This window comes from Curtobacterium sp. VKM Ac-2861 (assembly GCF_013204965.1).
Taxonomy (GTDB): domain Bacteria; phylum Actinomycetota; class Actinomycetes; order Actinomycetales; family Microbacteriaceae; genus Curtobacterium.
Window position 1 is genome coordinate 521,122 of sequence record NZ_JABMLA010000001.1, and the last position, 15,652, is coordinate 536,773.

A 15,652-nucleotide genomic window follows, 5' to 3' on the forward strand; every position below is an offset into this window, starting at 1 on the left:
GGCGCCGTGTCCGACAGTGGTGAGAAGTCCGAGAAGGCCACCCAGAAGCGCATGCAGGAGGTCCACCGGAAGGGCCAGCTCGGCCGGTCCCAGGACCTCGGTGCGTGGATCGGCATCGCCGTCGTCGCCCTCATGGTGCCGTCGATGATCGGCAACGCGGAGGCCGCAGGTACGGCACAGCTCGTCGCCGTGCAGTCCGTCATCGCGAACCCGACGATCGGCACCATGAACCACGTGTTCGGCGACGCGATGGCCAGCGTCGGCGCGACCCTCGGCCCGATGCTCGCGGTGGTGCTCGTCGCCGTCACCGCGGCTGCCGTCGCGCAGGGCGGCGTGCACATCCGGAAGCTCGCGCCCGAGGCGTCGCACTTCGACCCCATCGCGGGCCTGAAGCGCGTGTTCGGCGTCCAGGCGCTCTGGAACGGGGCGAAGGCGCTGCTGAAGACCACCGTCGTCGGGCTCGTGCTCTGGTTCGCCGTGCAGGGCCTGATGCCCGTGCTCATGACCAGCGGCTCGCTGCCGTTGTCCGCCGTGCTCGAGGCGGCAGCGGACGGCGCGGGCACCCTGCTCCGCGCCGCGATCGCCGCCGGGCTCGTCCTTGCCGCGATCGACGTGCTCGTGGTCATCCGCCGCAACCGCAAGCGCACCATGATGACCAAGCGCGAGGTCAAGGACGAGCAGAAGAAGAGCGACGGTGACCCGCTCGTGAAGGGCCAGCGCCGCTCCCGCCAGCTCGCGATGAGCCGCAACCGGATGATCCAGGCGGTCGGCACCGCGGACGTCGTCATGACGAACCCGACCCACTACGCCGTCGCGCTCAAGTACGAGCCGGGCAAGGCCGCACCGCGGGTGGTCGCGAAGGGCGCCGGGCCCGTCGCCGACGTCATCCGTGCCCGGGCGGAGGAGGACCGTGTGCCGATCGTGCGCGACGTCCCGCTCACCCGAGCGCTGCACGCCGCGTGCGAGCTCGGGCACGAGATCCCCGTCGACCTGTACACGCCGGTCGCCCGGGTGCTGTCGTTCGTGATGGCCCTGAAGGCCCGCGGTGCAGCGGCCGGCACCCACGCACCACCGAGGCCGACCACGCCCGACGAGGTGGCGAGCGTCATCGACCCGGCCACGTTGACCGGTGACCTCCGCCCCCGCAAGCTCCGCGCACCGCGCATCGCCGAGACCCCGACCGAAGGACTCCCCGCATGAACCGCAAGGACCTGCCGAAGCTCGTCGTCCCGGTGTTCATCGTCGGCATCATCCTGCTGCTGATCCTGCCGGTGCCGTCGTTCCTGCTCGACTTCCTGATCATCATCAACATCCTGCTGGCGCTGGTGATCCTGCTCACGACGCTGTTCGTGAAGAAGCCGCTCGACTTCTCGGTGTTCCCGTCGCTGCTGCTCGTCGCGACGCTGTTCCGCCTCGGCCTGAACGTGGCGTCGACCCGGCTCGTGCTCGGCGAGGGCTTCGCCGGCGACGTCATCCAGGCGTTCGGCCACGTCGCCGTGTCCGGGTCGATCATCATCGGCGCGGTGATCTTCCTGATCCTCATCGTCATCCAGTTCGTCGTCGTGACGAAGGGTGCCGAGCGCGTCGCCGAGGTCGGAGCACGGTTCACCCTCGACGCCATGCCCGGCAAGCAGATGGCGATCGACGCCGACCTGAACGCCGGGCTCATCACCGACCAGCAGGCGAAGGACCGCCGTGCCGCGGTCTCCGCCGAGGCCGACTTCTACGGCGCGATGGACGGCGCCTCGAAGTTCGTCAAGGGCGACGCGATCGCCGGCATCCTGATCATCATCATCAACCTGGTCGGCGGCATCGCGATCGGCATGCTGCAGAACGGGCTGTCCGCCACCGATGCCCTGTCGAAGTACGGCATCCTGACGATCGGCGACGGCCTCGTCACGCAGATCCCGGCCCTGCTCATGGCGGTCTCCACCGGCATGATCGTCACGCGCTCGGGCGCGGAGTCCGAGATGGGTGCGTCGGCCGCCACCCAGCTCTCGCAGTCGCGCAACGCCCTGATGATCGCCGGCGTCGCCGCGATCGCGATGGGGTTCATCCCCGGCATGCCGATCCTGCCCTTCCTGCTCGTCGGTGCGACCCTGCTGTTCACCGCGTGGCGCATCGGCCGGAACGCCGCGAACGCCGAGTCGGCCGCCGCCGAGCAGCAGGCCCTCGAAGCCGCCGCTCCCTCCGGCGACACCCCCGAGGACCTCATCGAGCAGATGCGCGTGCACGCCCTCGAGATCCTGCTGGCGCCCGACCTGGTCGACATGGTGTCCGGCGCCTCCGACGACCTGCTCGGCCGGGTCCGTGCCCTCCGTCGCAAGATCGCGGTCGACATGGGCATCGTCGTGCCGCCGGTCCGCACCCGCGACAGCATCGACCTGCCGCCGTCGACCTACGCCATCCGGATCGCCGGCGTCGAGGCCGGCCGCGGCACCGCCCCGGCCCGCAGCGTCCTGGCGCTCGGCGACCACCTCGACGGGCTGCCGGGCACCTCGACGGTCGAGCCGGTGTTCGGCCTGACCGGCAAGTGGGTGCCCGCCGAACTCCGGCACGCCGCCGAGATGACCGGCGCCACCGTGATCGACCGGGTGTCCGTGCTCGTCACGCACCTGCAGGCCGTCATCGGCGACAACGCCGCTCGCCTGCTCACCCGCGAGGACGTCAAGGTCCTGACCGAGGGCGTCAAGCAGGTCAACCCCGCCGCGGTCGAGGAACTCGTGCCGGGCATGCTCTCGATGGCCGAACTCCAGCGCGTGCTGCAGGGCCTGCTCGCCGAACGCGTGCCGATCAACGACCTCGGGCGGATCTGCGAGGCGCTGACCCTGCGCGCCAAGGCCTCCACCGACCCCGAGGGGCTGGTCGAGGCCGCCCGCGCCGCACTCGGCCCCGCCCTCGCCGCCCGGTACACCGACCAGGGCACCCTGCGCGTCATCATGATCGACCCGCTGCTCGAGCAGTCGATGCTCGAGGGGCTGCGGCCATCCGAACAGGGCAGCCAGATCGTCCTCGACGCCCACCGCATCGAGCAGGTCCTGGGCTCCGTCCGCGATGCCGTGCGCAGCATCGAGGACCAGGGCCTGTCCGCCGTCCTGGTCTGCGCCCCGCAGCTCCGCCCGGCCGTGCACCGCATGGTCGCCGCCCAGTCGAACGGGCTCCCGGTGCTGTCGTACCAGGAGGCCACCGCCGCGGGCTCCACCATCGAGACCGTGGGAGTTGTCCGTGCCGCCGACCCGATTGCAGCGTAACGGCGCGACGCTCGACGAGGTCCGCGACGCCGTCCGGACCGAGTTCGGCGCGGGCGCGAGGATCGTCGCCGCCGAGCGGGTCACCACGCCGGGCATCGGCGGGCTGTTCCGCAAGGCCCACGTCGAGGCCACCGTCGAGGTGCCGGAACCGGGGGAGACCCCGACCGCACGCGTCGTGATCGCCGACTCACCCGTCCAGCGGATCGGCATCGCGGCGCTGCTCGCCGACGCCGACGCGGCCGAGGCCCGCATCGCGCGCGGTGACGGCACCCAGGCCACGCGTGCCGACGCGTTCGCGTCGGCGCTCGACGGCTTCGTGGCGGACGGGATCACGGGGAGCGCCCCGCGCCCGACGCGCGCACTGCCCGGAGCGGACGGGCCTGCGGACGTCGACCCGCGCCTCCAGGCCGTCACCGACACCCTGCCAGGAGGCCCGGCCACCGTCCCCGACGTCGCGCCCGCCGTGCGCGTGGCCCGGCCCACGGCCCCTGCCGCGCGGTCTGCTGTCTCGGCAGTGCGGTCTGCTGACGGTGACCTGGTCCTGCTGGTCGGCCGGGCGAACGACGTCGACGCCGCGGCCGGGCTGTTCGCCGTCCGGCACGCGCTGCGGCCGACGGACGCCGCCGACCGGCGGTCCGCCATCCTCGCCCGCGCCGACGGCGTGCGCGACGGCCACGCGGTGCTCGCCGTCGCCGCGTGGGACGACCGCGCGACCGGCGAAGGGATCGAGGCCGACCAGGTCTGGGTGGTCGTCGACGTCGGACGGAAGCCCGAGGACACCGCGGCGATGGTGTCCGCGGTGGCCGCACGGCTGCCGGTGGCCGGTGTCGTCGCGATCGGCGCGGGCGAGACCGCCACGCCGGAGTCCGTCGACCTGCTGGGGGTCCCCGTCCTGTCGCTAGGCTGAGCGGGTGCTGGTACTCACGCGGAAGGTCGGCGAGCGGATCCTCGTCGGTGACGACATCGTCATCACGGTCCTCGACGCCCGGGGCGACGGCGTCCGGATCGGCATCGACGCACCACGCGGGGTGAAGATCCAGCGTGAAGAGGTCGTGCGCGCGGTCGCCGAGGCGAACGCCGAGGCCGCTGCGGCTGCCGGCGCGACCGGTGCCTCCGGTGACGACGCCGAGGCACGGCTGCGTGCCGCGCTCGGCGGGTCCGCCCAGCCGACGGACCCGACCGAGTAGTCGCTCGCGCCGGAGCCCGTCGCTGGCGCCGGAGCCCGTCGCTAGCGCCGGGGCTTCTTCTCCTGTTCGGGGAGTCGTCCGGCTGCCGCCTCGGCGGCGAACCACGCACGGGCCTCGTCCTGGCGGGCCTGCTCCTCGCCGAGCGCGATCGGCGCCCGCACGTGGCCGGGCTCGTAGCCGAAGGTCTCGATGAGCTGCGGGACCACCGGACGGAGCCGCGCCACGAGCCGGTCGATCGACGCCGACACCGCACGGGCACGCTGCGCGCTCAGACGGCCGTGCACCAGGTACCAGTCGAGGTGCTGCTCGAGCAGCCCGAGCGCGAACAGGTCGCGCAGCCACACGAGGACCCGGCGGGTGTCGCCCTCGGGGACCGCGTCGAGCCCCTCGGTGAAGGCGTCCCACTGCATGAGTTCCGCGTGGGCGCGTGCGGCCTCGATCAGCTCGTGCTGCGACCGGTTCAGGAGCACGGCCTGGCGGGCGCGGTCCTTGCCGGCGGTGTTCAGCCGGAGCCCGATCTCGGTGACCATGGTGTCCACGCGGCCGGCGAGCAGCGCGCGCTGCGTGGCAGGGTCGTGCAGGTCCGTGACGCTCGCGGTGAGCGACCCGCGGTCGGCGACGGTCTGGCCCAGGCGGCGGAGGCCCGAGGCGTCCGCGAGCTTCGCGCCCACCTGCGAGGCGACGAACTTCGCGGTCGACGCGGCGTCGCGCGGCGCCCGCTTCCGGAAGTCGGTGAGCAAACGCTTGCCGACGAGCTGCAGCAGGACGGTGTTGTCGCCCTCGAACGTCACGTAGACGTCGAGGTCGGCGCGCAGGCTCGTCAGGCGGTTCTCGGCGAGGAAGCCCGCGCCGCCGCAGGCCTCGCGGCACTCCTGCAGGGTGTCGAGCGCGGACCACGTCGACAGCGACTTGAACGCGGCGGCCTGGGTCTCCAGGTCCTCGCGGCGCTGCGGGGTGTCGGCGCGCCCGCTGAACACGTCGTCGAAGGTGCGGAGCAGCTGCTCGTGCGCGAACGACTGCGCGAACACCGTCGCCAGACGGGGGATCAGGCGACGCTGGTGCCGGCCGTAGTCGAGCAGGACGCCCTCGACACCGCCCGCCGTCGGGAACTGCCGGCGCTGCATCGCGTACGTCAGGGCGATCTGCAGCCCGATCTTCTGGGCGACGACCGCGGCGCCGTCGAGCGACACGCGGCCCTGCACCAGGGTGCCGAGCATCGTGAAGAAGCGGCGTCCGGGCGAGTCGATCGGCGAGCTGTAAGTGCCGTCCTCGGCGACGTCGCCGTAGCGGTTCAGCAGGTTCGTGCGGGGGACGCGGACGTGGTCGAAGTGCAGCCGGCCGTTGTCGATGCCGTTCAGGCCACCCTTGACGCCGTCGTCCTCGCCGCCGACGCCCGGCAGGAACGCGCCGTCGTCGTCACGGAGCGGCACGTAGAAGGCGTGCACGCCGTGGTCGACGCCCTGGGTGACGAGCTTCGCGAAGACGACGGCCGCCTTGCCGTGCAGGGCCGCGTTGCCGATGTAGTCCTTCCACGCCCCGCGGAACGGCGTGTGCACGACGAACTCCTGCGTGGCGGGGTCGTAGGTCGCCGACGTGGCGATGTTCTGCACGTCCGAACCGTGGCCGGTCTCGGTCATGGCGAAGCAGCCGGGAACGGCGAACCCGATGATGCCGGGCAGGAACTCCTCGTGGTTCCGCGCGGTCCCGAGGTGGTGCACCGCGGAGCCGAACAGGCCCCACTGCACGCCGGCCTTGATCTGCAGCGACGGGTCGGCGGTGGTGATCTCCTCGAACGCCGCCAGGTTGCCGCCGTGGTTGTCCTGGCCGCCGAGCTCGGGCGGGTAGGGGCGCTGGATGGCTCCGGCGTCGACCAGGATCTGCAGCTGCTCGAACGCGCGGGCCCGGTGCTCGATGGTGCCGAGTCCCTCGGTCTTGTGCAGTGCGGGGTCGAGCACGAGGCGGCGGGAGATCCGGCGGTCCTCGGCCCAGCGGCCGAGGAGGAGGGTCTCGACCATGTCGACGTCGATGCGGATGTCGGTGTGCTTGCCCGCGTTGTCGCTCGTGTGCTTGCTCGAGTTCTTGCCCGAGTTCTCGCTGGCGTTCTTGCCCGAGTTCTCGCTGGCGTTCGTGCCCGGGTTCACGCCGGCGTCGTGCTTCGCCGTGGGCGTGCCGGTGTGCTGCGCGGATGCGGTGTCGACCATGGTCGGAGTCCTCCTGAACTGCGGTGTCCGGTGTTGCGCTCCCCACGCTAGACACCACCGCCGGGAGCCGGCGGAACGCCGTGCGGGCCGCACAACGCTGCCCGGCACGGACCGACCACGATGGTGGGAACCCTCCAACTGCACGCGTCGATCGATTTGATGAGCACCCATCAACGATTGGGCGCGCCACCGGCCCGCGGGGCAGACTGGCCGACATGTCAGGCTCCACCACGGGACACGATCCCAAGCCCAAACGCACCTTCTTCGGACAGCCGTTCGAGCTGTCGACGCCCTTCGCGGTGGAGCTCTGGGAGCGGTTCTCGTTCTACGGCATGCAGGGCATCGTCCTGATCTACATGTACTACACGGTCACGCAGGGCGGCCTGGGGATCGACAAGGGCATCGCGACCGGGATCATGGGCGCGTACGGCGGCGCCGTGTACCTGTTCACGATCATCGGCGCGTGGATCGCCGACCGGCTGCTCGGTGCCGACCGCACACTGTTCGGCAGCGCGATCGTCGTCATGCTCGGCCACATCGCCCTGGCGCTCATCCCCGGGGTGGCCGGCGTGGGCGTCGGGCTCGTGCTCATCGCGCTCGGGTCCGGCGGACTCAAGGCGACCGCCACGACGATCGTCGGTGGGCTCTACAGCCGCGACGACCCCCGCCGTGACGCCGGGTTCTCGCTGTACTACCTCGGCGTCAACCTCGGTGCGTTCTTCGGGCCGCTCCTGACCGGGCTGCTGCAGAGCTCGCTCGGCTTCCACTACGGCTTCGGGCTCGCCGCCGTCGGCATGGCAGCCGGCCTGGTCCAGTACGCCATCCGTCGGAAGAACCTGCCCGACACAGTCCGCCACGTCACGAACCCGGTCGATCGCCGACGCTTGCCGCTGATCGGCGTCGGGGTCGTCGTCGCCCTGGTCGTGATCGCGGTCGCCGTCCTGACCGGGCTGCTGAACGTCGGCAACCTGCCCACCGTGGTCGTCGCGATCGTGATCCTCGCGACGATCGGGTACTTCGTCGTCATCCTGACGAGCGGCATCACGGCGCAGGAGCGCTCGCGGGTGTTCGCGTTCATCCCGCTCTTCATCGGCAGCGCCGTGTTCTGGTCGCTCTACCAGCAGCAGTTCACCGTCGTCACGGTCTACTCCGACGAGCGACTGAACCGCTCGCTCTTCGGGTGGGAGATGCCGGTCTCGTGGGTGCAGTCGATCAACCCGGTCTTCATCATCGTGCTGTCCGGGGTCTTCGCGGCGCTCTGGACCAAGCTCGGCGACCGTCAGCCGTCCACCCCGACGAAGTTCGGCCTGGGCACCGGCATCATGGGCGTCGCGTTCCTGCTGTTCCTGCCCTTCGTCGGCTCGGGCCAGAACGGCACGCCGCTGCTGGCCCTGGTCGGCATCCTGCTCGTCTTCACGCTCGCCGAGCTGCTGCTGTCACCCGTCGGGCAGTCCGTCGCCACGAAGCTCGCGCCGCCGAAGTTCCAGACGCAGATGGTCGCGCTGTTCTTCCTGTCCGTGTCGCTCGGCACCGCCGTCACCGGGGTGCTGTCGCAGTACTACGACCCGGCGAACGAGGCGCCGTACTTCGCCGTGCTCGGTCTCGTCGCCGTCGCGGTCGGCGTGGTCCTGCTCGTCCTGGCCAAGCCGGTGCTGAAGCTCATGCGCGGCATCCGTTGATCCGTCGCGGCATCCGCTGAACCGTCGCGGTATCCGCTAACCTGAGGGAAGCCACACGGCCGAAGCAACCAAGGAGTCACCCCATGCTCGAACTCATCGCCGGCATCATCATCGGCATCGGCGTCCTCGGTGGTGTGGGCTGCTGCATGGCAGTCGCCGCCATGATGAAGAGCGGCTCCGAAGAGTACTGAGCCCGCTGGGCTACTCGCCGCTGCCGGTCGTGATCGGCACCAACTGACGACTCAGGACGGTCGCGCGCTCGAAGGGGCCGCGGCCGTCCTTCGTGTACACGGGCTCCTCGAACGCGACGGTCCACGACAGCGGTTCGCCGACGCCGGGGTAGCCGACGATCTGGTTGCCGCCAGGAGCCACGATCACACCGATCGGCTCGTCGGCCCACCGCTCACCGCCCTCCGCGGAGTCGATGACCTGCACGAGCGCACCGATGCCGAGGCCGGGGGCGTCGTCGGGGCGGGGCTTGGGGGAGCGGCGTCCGAACACGCCATCACCGTAGCGTGCTCGCCGATCAACCCGCTCCGTCCCGCGCGCTGGTCAGCTCGCTCCGTCCCGCGCGCTGGTCAGCTCGCTCCGTCCCGCGCGCTGGTCAGCCCGTTCCACCCAGCACGCCGAGGTTCCACGACATGCCGCGTGCGTGCCGCCGAGGTTCCACGGATGCCCGCATGAGCGCCCGAGGTTCCGAGATCTCGGGACCTGACGAGCTGGACGCGTCGGGGACATGACGGGGACGGCGGGGACGGCGGGGCGACGCCGAGGTTCCACGACATGCCGCGTGCGTGCCGCCGAGGTTCCACAGATGCCCGCGTGAGTGCCCGAAGTTCCGAGATTTTGGAACCTCGGGGCGCCACGCCCGCCCAGGCCCGCCCCCGCCGCAGGTCAGGCGTCGGCGGGGACCCGGGCGATCTCGGTGATGGACGAGTGACCGGTCTCGGGGTGCTTGCGCATCGAGAGCAGCCGTTCCATCGAGGGCTCGAGCGCCGTGACCTTGTCGAGCGGCGCACTCACCACCAGCTGGAACCCGAGCCGCAGCCACGCGGTGACCGCACGACCGGCGAACTCCGAGTCCGCCTTGATGAACGCCTCGTCGAGGAACACCGGAGCGAACCGCGGCCGGGGCCGGGTCTCGTCGCCGAGTTGGTAGCGGAGCGCCGCTCCGACGATGAACGCCACGAGCTCCTGCGTCTCTCCACCGGACTTGTCACCGAGCGACGAGTACACACCGAGGTCGTTGCCCGACGTGTCGTAGCGGACCGCCGTGATCTCCATGTGCCGCCGGACGTCGAGCACGGCGTCGCGCTGCGTGGTGCGGCCACGGGCGGCGTCGGGGTCGGGGCGGATGACGGCCATGAAGCGCCGGAGCCGGCGGAACCGGGTCTCGAGCACGTCGTCGGTCAGCTCGGCGTCGACCGAGGCGGACAGGGCGCGGAGCTCGCGGCGGAACGCGGTGACGTCCTCGCGGGTGACCCGCCGGATCTGGATCTTCAGACGGTCGCGGTTCGCGCCGAACGGCAGGTCCCGCAGGATCTCGTTGACCGGTTCGAGGCGCTCCTCGATCTCGACGACGGCACGGTCGAAGGCACCGGCGAGTGGTACGAGGTCCTCGCCGCTCCACTGCGACAGCCGCCGACGCCACTCGGTGCGGCGGGCGTGCAGGCCGGTCGCGACGATCTGGTCGAGGATGGCGTGGTAGTCCGGGTACGACGCGACGCCGGTGCCGAGGTTCGGGTCCGGCCAGGCGTCCTGGTACCGCTGGAACGTGAGCGTCAACGACGTCGAGGCCGCTGCGGCACCGTCGAGTGCCTGCGACAGCCGCTCCTCGAGGCGTCGCCGGAGCCGTCGGGTCGCGTCGTCGAAACCGTCCACACCGTCCGGTGCCCCGACCTCGGCGAACGTCTCGGCGAGGAGTCGCGACTGCTCGTCGTCGGGCAACGACTCGGGGGTGTCGTCGAAACGCGACAGGATCTCGGCGGCGGCGTCCTGGCCGTCCACGAGCACGGCGTGCCGCTCCTCGAGGCGCTGCACGGAGAGCCGTGCGGCGGAGCGGCGATCGGCGGTCTCGTCGAGCGACTTCCGCAGGCGGGCGACCGAGGCGCGCAGGGTCCGGAGGCCGTCGTCGGCGGCGAGGAGCGCCTGGCGTTCCTCGTCGAGGCGGGCGAGCGACGTCTCGACGCCCTCGACGTCGATGGCGTCCCACGTCACGTCGACCACGTGCTGGTGCGCGGCGCGGAGGACGTCGAGCGCGGTGAGGTCCTGCGCGACGTCGGTGCGACGGGCCTCGAGCGTGGCGAGGTCCTGCGCGATCGAGGCGAGTTCCTGCTCGACGGCGGCGACGCGGGCCTCGTTCGTGAAGCCGATGACGTTGGCCTGGCGGCGGTCGCCGTGCGCACCACGACGGCCGTCGCGGAGCTGGCCGGACTCGGTCACGCGCCGGCCACCGCCACCGAGCTCCGAGGCGTCGGTGACGCAACGGGCGTCGGTGCGGTCCGACTCGATCCGCTCGCGCACCCAGGTGCTGAACGGCGAATGCTTGATCGCGAGCTTGCCGGAGACCATCGCGGGATCGCCGTCGAGGTCCAGGTGCGGTCCGGTCGGCACGCCCTCGAACTGCACGCGGACGGGCAGGCGGAGTGCGTCGATCGCCTCACTGAACGCACCGAGGCGGTCCTGGTCGACCAGCAGGGTGCGGGCGACGGGGGCCAGTACGGACTCGATGGCCGTGCGCCAGCGCTCTTCGCCGGGCTGCACGTCGAGCAGTTCGGCGACGAACGGCAGGTCGGCGGGGTCGATGCCGGCGGCCCGGGCCATCGCGAGCCGGGCCTCGTGCATCGGCAGGGGCATCGCGCCCTGACGGTGCTCGAGCGACTGCCGCTCCTGGCGCAGCGAGCGCTCCCGGTCGAGCAGCGGGTACTCCTCGCGCGTCAGGGCGTCGCGGCGGTCGTCCAACGACGAGCGCGAAGCAGCGTAGGAACCGAGGAACTCGTGCGAGCTGCGCTGCGCGGCAGTGAAGTCGGCCTCGGTCGCGACGGACGTGCCGAGCACCGCTGTGCGCTCGTCGAAGGTCGCCCGGGTCCGGACCACCGCGTCGCGCTCACGGGTGAATCGCTCGATGCGGTCCTCGAGCTGGGCGAGCGCGTTGCCGCCCTGGTCGCGCAGCCGCGCCTCGGCGTCACGCAGCTCGATCTCCACGGCGGCGTGCCGGGCCTCGGCGGCGGCGACCTCGGCGCGGGACGCCGTGCGCTCCCGGCCATTGCGGTCCACCTCGGCGTCGAGCAGTTCCCGCTTCCGCGAAGCCGTCCAGTGCGCGAACGGGGAGACCTCGGCTCCGGTGGCGATGCCGTCCAGGGCCGCGGCCGCGGCCTTCGAGCGTTCGATCTCGTCGTGCAGGTCGGTGATGGGGGAGAGGATGCGGACCTTGCGTTCCTCGGTGTCCATCGCCTCGTACGCCTCGTCGAGCGCGGAGAAGTGCGCGAGGGCACGGTCGGCCGCCTCGTAGGTGCCCGGGGTCTCGAGCACGAGCGACTTGTACAGCGCGTCGACGGTCGGCAGGTGCTGCCCGGCCTGGATGCGCGCGAGCAGGCGCATCGCCCGGTTCCCGCCGCCGGAGTCGCCGATGCCGAGCCGGGTCTGCAGCGTGTACGCGAGCTCCTGGTAGGTGTCGCGGATCACCAGCCCCGGTACGCGCCCGGTCAGCTCGAGGTGGTGGAACCGCGTCGGCACGAACTCCTCGAGGCGACGCAGGTCGAAGGTGTCGTCGACCGTGGCCATGGTCATCTGGATGTCGCCGACGCCCCGCGCGCGCTTCGGCACGATGTACGCACGCAACACCGTGAAGCGGCGCTCGTCGTCGTTCCGGAACGTGACCGCGGCCGCACCCCAGGTGGTCTGGTCGTCGCCGCGCAGGTTCACGTCGCGCAGGGCGCCGGACTCGGGGTCGCGGCGGGTGTCGACCTTGCCGCGCAGGTACGTGAGCAGGTTCCGCTGGTCGGCGCTGCGGGCACGCCCGGTCGTGGCGTCGTTCGAAGCGCCGTTGAACGGCACGTCGGACGGCATCATCACGGCCAGGTACGCGTCCATGAGCGTGGACTTGCCGGTGCCGGACGCGCCGGAGATGAGCGTCGCGGTGCCGGACAGCTCGACCTGGCGGTGCCCGTGGAACCCGCCCCAGTTGACGACCTGCATCGACTCGGCGCGCCACTGCGCGACCGTGTCGAAGAGCGCCGGGATCTCGAACGTGTCGGTCACGCTTCCGTCTCGCCTTCGTCGTCGGTGTCGGTGTCGGTGTCGTCAGTCGGGAGGCCCGGGTCGGCTCCGTCGTTCGGCTCGCCGCCCGGGGCGGTCGCCACTTCCTGCGCGGTGGTGGTCCGCAACCAGGTGTCCAGTTCCAGCAGGCGCTCCAGGGGGAGCAGCACCTCGACGACGCTCGCCACCCGGAACCGGTCCGGGTCGGACGTGCGGATCAGGATGCGCGCCGTGACGAGACGCTCGACGGCCTTCGCCACACGGCCCTCGTCGCGGGTGCGGTCGGTCGCGGTGGCCGGTCGGAACCCGGCGACGTGCCCGAGGATCTCGGAGCGGTCGACGACGACTTGGTCCGGCCCCGGCCGGGCATCGGCTCGCAGCCGCATCCGCAGGTAGACGAGGACGATCGTCTCCTCGCGGGTGTACGGCAGGTCGCGCAGCAGCGTGGGGAACGGACGGCGCTGGCTCTCCGAGCGGGCCTGGCGCTTCCAGGCGACCTCGCGGTCGCGGTCGACGTGCAGCTCGAGGAACAGGTCGTTCAGGCGCGACCGCAGTTGGTACTCGCCGTCGAGCACCGCGCGCCACTCGTCGGGGTGGGTGCGGGAGCTGACGTACGAGTGGCGGAGCAGCGCCACCAGGGCGCGGCGCTGGTGCTCGTCGAGCCGACCCTCGTCGCCCTCGAAGAGGGCGAAGCTGGACTCGTCGCGTTCGTCGTCCTGCAGGACCGTTGCGGGGTCGTCGTAGGGGACCGTCTCGTCGACCGGTGTCGGCGTCGTGTCGCTCACCGTGCCTCCTGTGCGTTCTGTGTGTCGTCGTGGTGTTCGCCGGCCGGCGTGCGCTCCGCAGCGAGCGCCGCGGTGGGCATGTGGAAGGTGACCGGGCTGCCGTCCGGGCGCACCGTGCGGTGCTCGGCGACGTGCGCGGCGGACTCGAAGTCGTCGCGTCCGGTGAGCAGGTGGGCGAGGCCGAAGAGCTCCACCGGTCGACGCTGTTCGGGCGGCAGCCCGTGGAAGGCGTCGACACTCGAGTCGGCCTCGGCGAACCGGAGCGCGGCACGCAGCTCGGTCAGGAGCGGGCCGCCGTGCTTGCGGAGCATCTCGACGTCGAGGTCCTCGAAGACGTCGTCGTCGGGTTCCTCGATGGGTGGCGGCACCGACTCGGCGTCGGGGTCGTAGAAGCGCTCGCGCAGGGTGCCGACCTCGGCCGACGCCGGCAACAGCGGGAGCGGGATGCGGTCGCGCGCACCGCCCTGGTCCATCAGCGTCGCCAGGCCGCGGTTGATCGACCGGATGACGGCGTCGAGCTCACGGTCGCGGACCACGTCGTGGGCGACGATCTGGTCGCGCAGTGTCGCGGTGAGCTGACGCCGCTGGGCGAGGACGTCCTCGATGCCCTGGCGCAGGATCGTGACGGTGTTGCGGAACGCGCGACGCTCACCGGCTCCGAGGCCGTCGGCGAAGGAGTGGGACAGGATCGTCGCGATGTCGTCGCGCAGGCGGAGCAGCAGGGCGTCGTCGCGCAGGAGCTCGAAGGCACCCTCGAACGCGCGGCCCTCGGGCGTCGCCTGCATCAGGTTGTCGGTGCGCGCGAGGTAGTCGTCGAGGATCTCGCCGATCGGGCGGACCTCTTGTCGGAAGTCCTCGACGATCGAGCGGTGCATCGTCGCGACGGCCTCTTCGACGCGCTTGAAGTCGCTCGGCAGCTGCCGGATCAGGTCGGAGATGTTCGTGTACCCGTCGCGCATCCGGTCGTCCTCGACGGTGACGACGTCGTCGCCGTGCTCGAGGCGCTCACGCTCGGCCCGCAGTTCGGCGATCTGGGCGTCGATGCGGCGGATCTGCACGTCGGGGTCCGGCTCTGCGCGGGCGGCCCAGCGGTGCACGGCGTCGACGATCATCGCGAGGCGGCTCTCGCTGATCAGTGCGCGGTCGGCCGACAGGGCGTCGACGAGGCTCAGGGCCTCGAGCGCGTGACTCGTCAGGGAGTACTGCTCGTCGCCGTCGGGGGAGTTGGAGCGGACCAGCCACTGTGCCGCCACCCACTCACGGCAGAGGGCGCGGCCGTTCGGTCGGGGGTCCTGCTCGCTCTGCTCGTGCTGTTCGCTCGCGGGTACGCGTGCACCCGAGGCCTGCAGGCGGGCGACGTGCTCCTCGACCTGCAGGTGCATGCGGTCGGCGGGGACGTACTGGACGTCGCGGTCGAACACCGTGCGGAACACGGCGAGGACCGTCGCGCTCGTCGGGCGGGACATGAGGCGCAGGGTCGGACGGTCGAGGACCGCTCGGACCCGGGCGAACTCGAGGTCGACGTCGGTCATGCGCCCCTTCGTCCGATCGTGCTGGTGGTGCGGCCCGCGTGCTGCGGGTCGGTGAGATGACAAGAGCCCGACGCTGCTGCGTCGGGCTCTGTCTCAAGGGTGGGCGATACCAGACTCGAACTGATGACCTCTTCGGTGTGAACGAAGCGCGCTACCAACTGCGCCAATCGCCCCCTGCACTGTTCGTGCGAGTCGATAGTAGCGGATGTCCGGCGGTGCTCCGAACACGACGCGCTCCCCGGGTGTGGCGCGCGGTCTGCGAGGGGTACTGAACCGGCCGGATCCGCATGAACTCGGGGGACACGCCCGGTGAACGGGAAGGATTTTGGCGGATGCCCCTGGGTTCGTATAGAGTTTACGTCGTCGCCGCGACAGCGGAAAGACAAGTGCGGATGTGGCGCAGTGGTAGCGCATCACCTTGCCAAGGTGAGGGTCGCGAGTTCGAATCTCGTCATCCGCTCGAGTGTGGGTCTTCTCGGAGTCCCACGACTCACCAGAGGGTATCCCACCGTTCGGGTACTCACGGAGACGTGAACCTCGATGGTGGGGTGGCCGAGAGGCTAGGCAGCGGCCTGCAAAGCCGTCCACGCGGGTTCGAATCCCGTCCCCACCTCCAGCAACACCCTCCAGATCCTGTGCGAACTCCGGTTCAGACAGGGAATCTGGGCGATTGGCGCAGCGGTAGCGCGCTTCCCTGACACGGAAGAGGTCACTGGTTCGATCCCAGTATCGCCCACCACGAGGAAGCCCCCGGCAGGAC

Annotated in this window: 10 protein-coding genes and 4 tRNA genes; 8 read left to right on the forward strand and 6 right to left on the reverse strand. The window is 71.3% G+C overall.

The genetic code is table 11. From position 1 onward, the window contains the following. Positions 1-6 precede the first annotated feature (6 nt). Genes HQQ88_RS02365 through csrA form a run of 4 tightly spaced genes read left to right on the forward strand, consistent with a single transcriptional unit; the run spans position 7 to position 4,438 of the window. Entirely contained in the window at positions 7-1,200 is a 1,194-nt protein-coding gene (locus HQQ88_RS02365; protein WP_173168534.1) for an EscU/YscU/HrcU family type III secretion system export apparatus switch protein, read from the forward strand. After that, positions 1,197-3,251 (forward strand): flagellar biosynthesis protein FlhA, encoded by a 2,055-nt coding sequence (locus tag HQQ88_RS02370; protein WP_123938084.1) that lies wholly within the window; start codon positions 1,197-1,199, stop codon positions 3,249-3,251. Before HQQ88_RS02365 ends, HQQ88_RS02370 begins: the two co-directional genes overlap by 4 nt. Next, positions 3,226-4,158, forward strand: a complete 933-nt coding sequence (locus HQQ88_RS02375; protein WP_173168535.1) for a hypothetical protein — start codon at positions 3,226-3,228, stop codon at positions 4,156-4,158. The genes HQQ88_RS02370 and HQQ88_RS02375 overlap by 26 nt, the downstream gene beginning before the upstream one ends. A gap of 4 nt (positions 4,159-4,162) precedes the next feature. Next, on the forward strand, positions 4,163-4,438 hold the full coding sequence (csrA, locus tag HQQ88_RS02380; RefSeq protein WP_123292764.1) for a carbon storage regulator CsrA: 276 nt from the start codon (positions 4,163-4,165) through the stop codon (positions 4,436-4,438). Between the two features lie 41 nt (positions 4,439-4,479). Here the strand turns inward: csrA and HQQ88_RS02385 are convergent, their stop codons facing one another. Continuing rightward, on the reverse strand, positions 4,480-6,639 hold the full coding sequence (locus HQQ88_RS02385) for an acyl-CoA dehydrogenase (RefSeq protein WP_173168536.1): 2,160 nt from the start codon (positions 6,637-6,639) through the stop codon (positions 4,480-4,482). A gap of 215 nt (positions 6,640-6,854) precedes the next feature. On the opposite strand from HQQ88_RS02385, the gene HQQ88_RS02390 reads away from it, so the two are divergent. Further along, a complete protein-coding gene (locus HQQ88_RS02390) occupies positions 6,855-8,318 on the forward strand; it encodes a peptide MFS transporter (protein WP_123292872.1) in 1,464 nt (487 codons plus the stop codon). A gap of 201 nt (positions 8,319-8,519) precedes the next feature. On the opposite strand, the gene HQQ88_RS02395 is transcribed toward HQQ88_RS02390, so the two are convergent. The 5 genes from HQQ88_RS02395 to HQQ88_RS02415 form a co-directional block, all read right to left on the reverse strand. Beyond that, positions 8,520-8,819: a hypothetical protein gene (locus HQQ88_RS02395; protein ID WP_123292766.1), complete on the reverse strand. Its 300-nt coding sequence runs from the start codon at positions 8,817-8,819 to the stop codon at positions 8,520-8,522. 393 nt (positions 8,820-9,212) lie between these two features. Further along, a complete protein-coding gene (locus HQQ88_RS02400; RefSeq protein WP_173168537.1) occupies positions 9,213-12,578 on the reverse strand; it encodes an SbcC/MukB-like Walker B domain-containing protein in 3,366 nt (1,121 codons plus the stop codon). Continuing rightward, on the reverse strand, positions 12,575-13,360 hold the full coding sequence (locus HQQ88_RS02405) for a DUF4194 domain-containing protein (protein WP_173168538.1): 786 nt from the start codon (positions 13,358-13,360) through the stop codon (positions 12,575-12,577). Before HQQ88_RS02405 ends, HQQ88_RS02400 begins: the two co-directional genes overlap by 4 nt. Continuing rightward, entirely contained in the window at positions 13,357-14,892 is a 1,536-nt protein-coding gene (locus tag HQQ88_RS02410; RefSeq protein ID WP_173168539.1) for a DUF3375 family protein, read from the reverse strand. The genes HQQ88_RS02405 and HQQ88_RS02410 overlap by 4 nt, the downstream gene beginning before the upstream one ends. A gap of 100 nt (positions 14,893-14,992) precedes the next feature. Continuing rightward, positions 14,993-15,065, reverse strand: a tRNA-Val gene (locus HQQ88_RS02415). A gap of 215 nt (positions 15,066-15,280) precedes the next feature. Between HQQ88_RS02415 and HQQ88_RS02420 the strand changes: the two genes are divergently transcribed. The 3 genes from HQQ88_RS02420 to HQQ88_RS02430 all read left to right on the forward strand — a co-directional run bounded on the left by HQQ88_RS02420 (position 15,281) and on the right by HQQ88_RS02430 (position 15,631). Beyond that, positions 15,281-15,352: transfer RNA gene (locus HQQ88_RS02420), tRNA-Gly, on the forward strand. Between the two features lie 82 nt (positions 15,353-15,434). Beyond that, positions 15,435-15,508: transfer RNA gene (locus HQQ88_RS02425), tRNA-Cys, on the forward strand. A gap of 48 nt (positions 15,509-15,556) precedes the next feature. Next, positions 15,557-15,631 (forward strand) — tRNA-Val (locus HQQ88_RS02430). The last annotated feature ends 21 nt before the right edge of the window (positions 15,632-15,652 follow it).

Coding starts and splice junctions, on each gene's coding strand:
- HQQ88_RS02370 (WP_123938084.1), top strand. CDS start 1,197: ATGAACCGCAAGGACCTGCCGAAGCTCGTCGTCCCGGTGTTCATCGTC.
- HQQ88_RS02385 (WP_173168536.1), bottom strand. CDS start 6,639: ATGGTCGACACCGCATCCGCGCAGCACACCGGCACGCCCACGGCGAAG.
- HQQ88_RS02390 (WP_123292872.1), top strand. CDS start 6,855: ATGTCAGGCTCCACCACGGGACACGATCCCAAGCCCAAACGCACCTTC.
- HQQ88_RS02410 (WP_173168539.1), bottom strand. CDS start 14,892: ATGACCGACGTCGACCTCGAGTTCGCCCGGGTCCGAGCGGTCCTCGAC.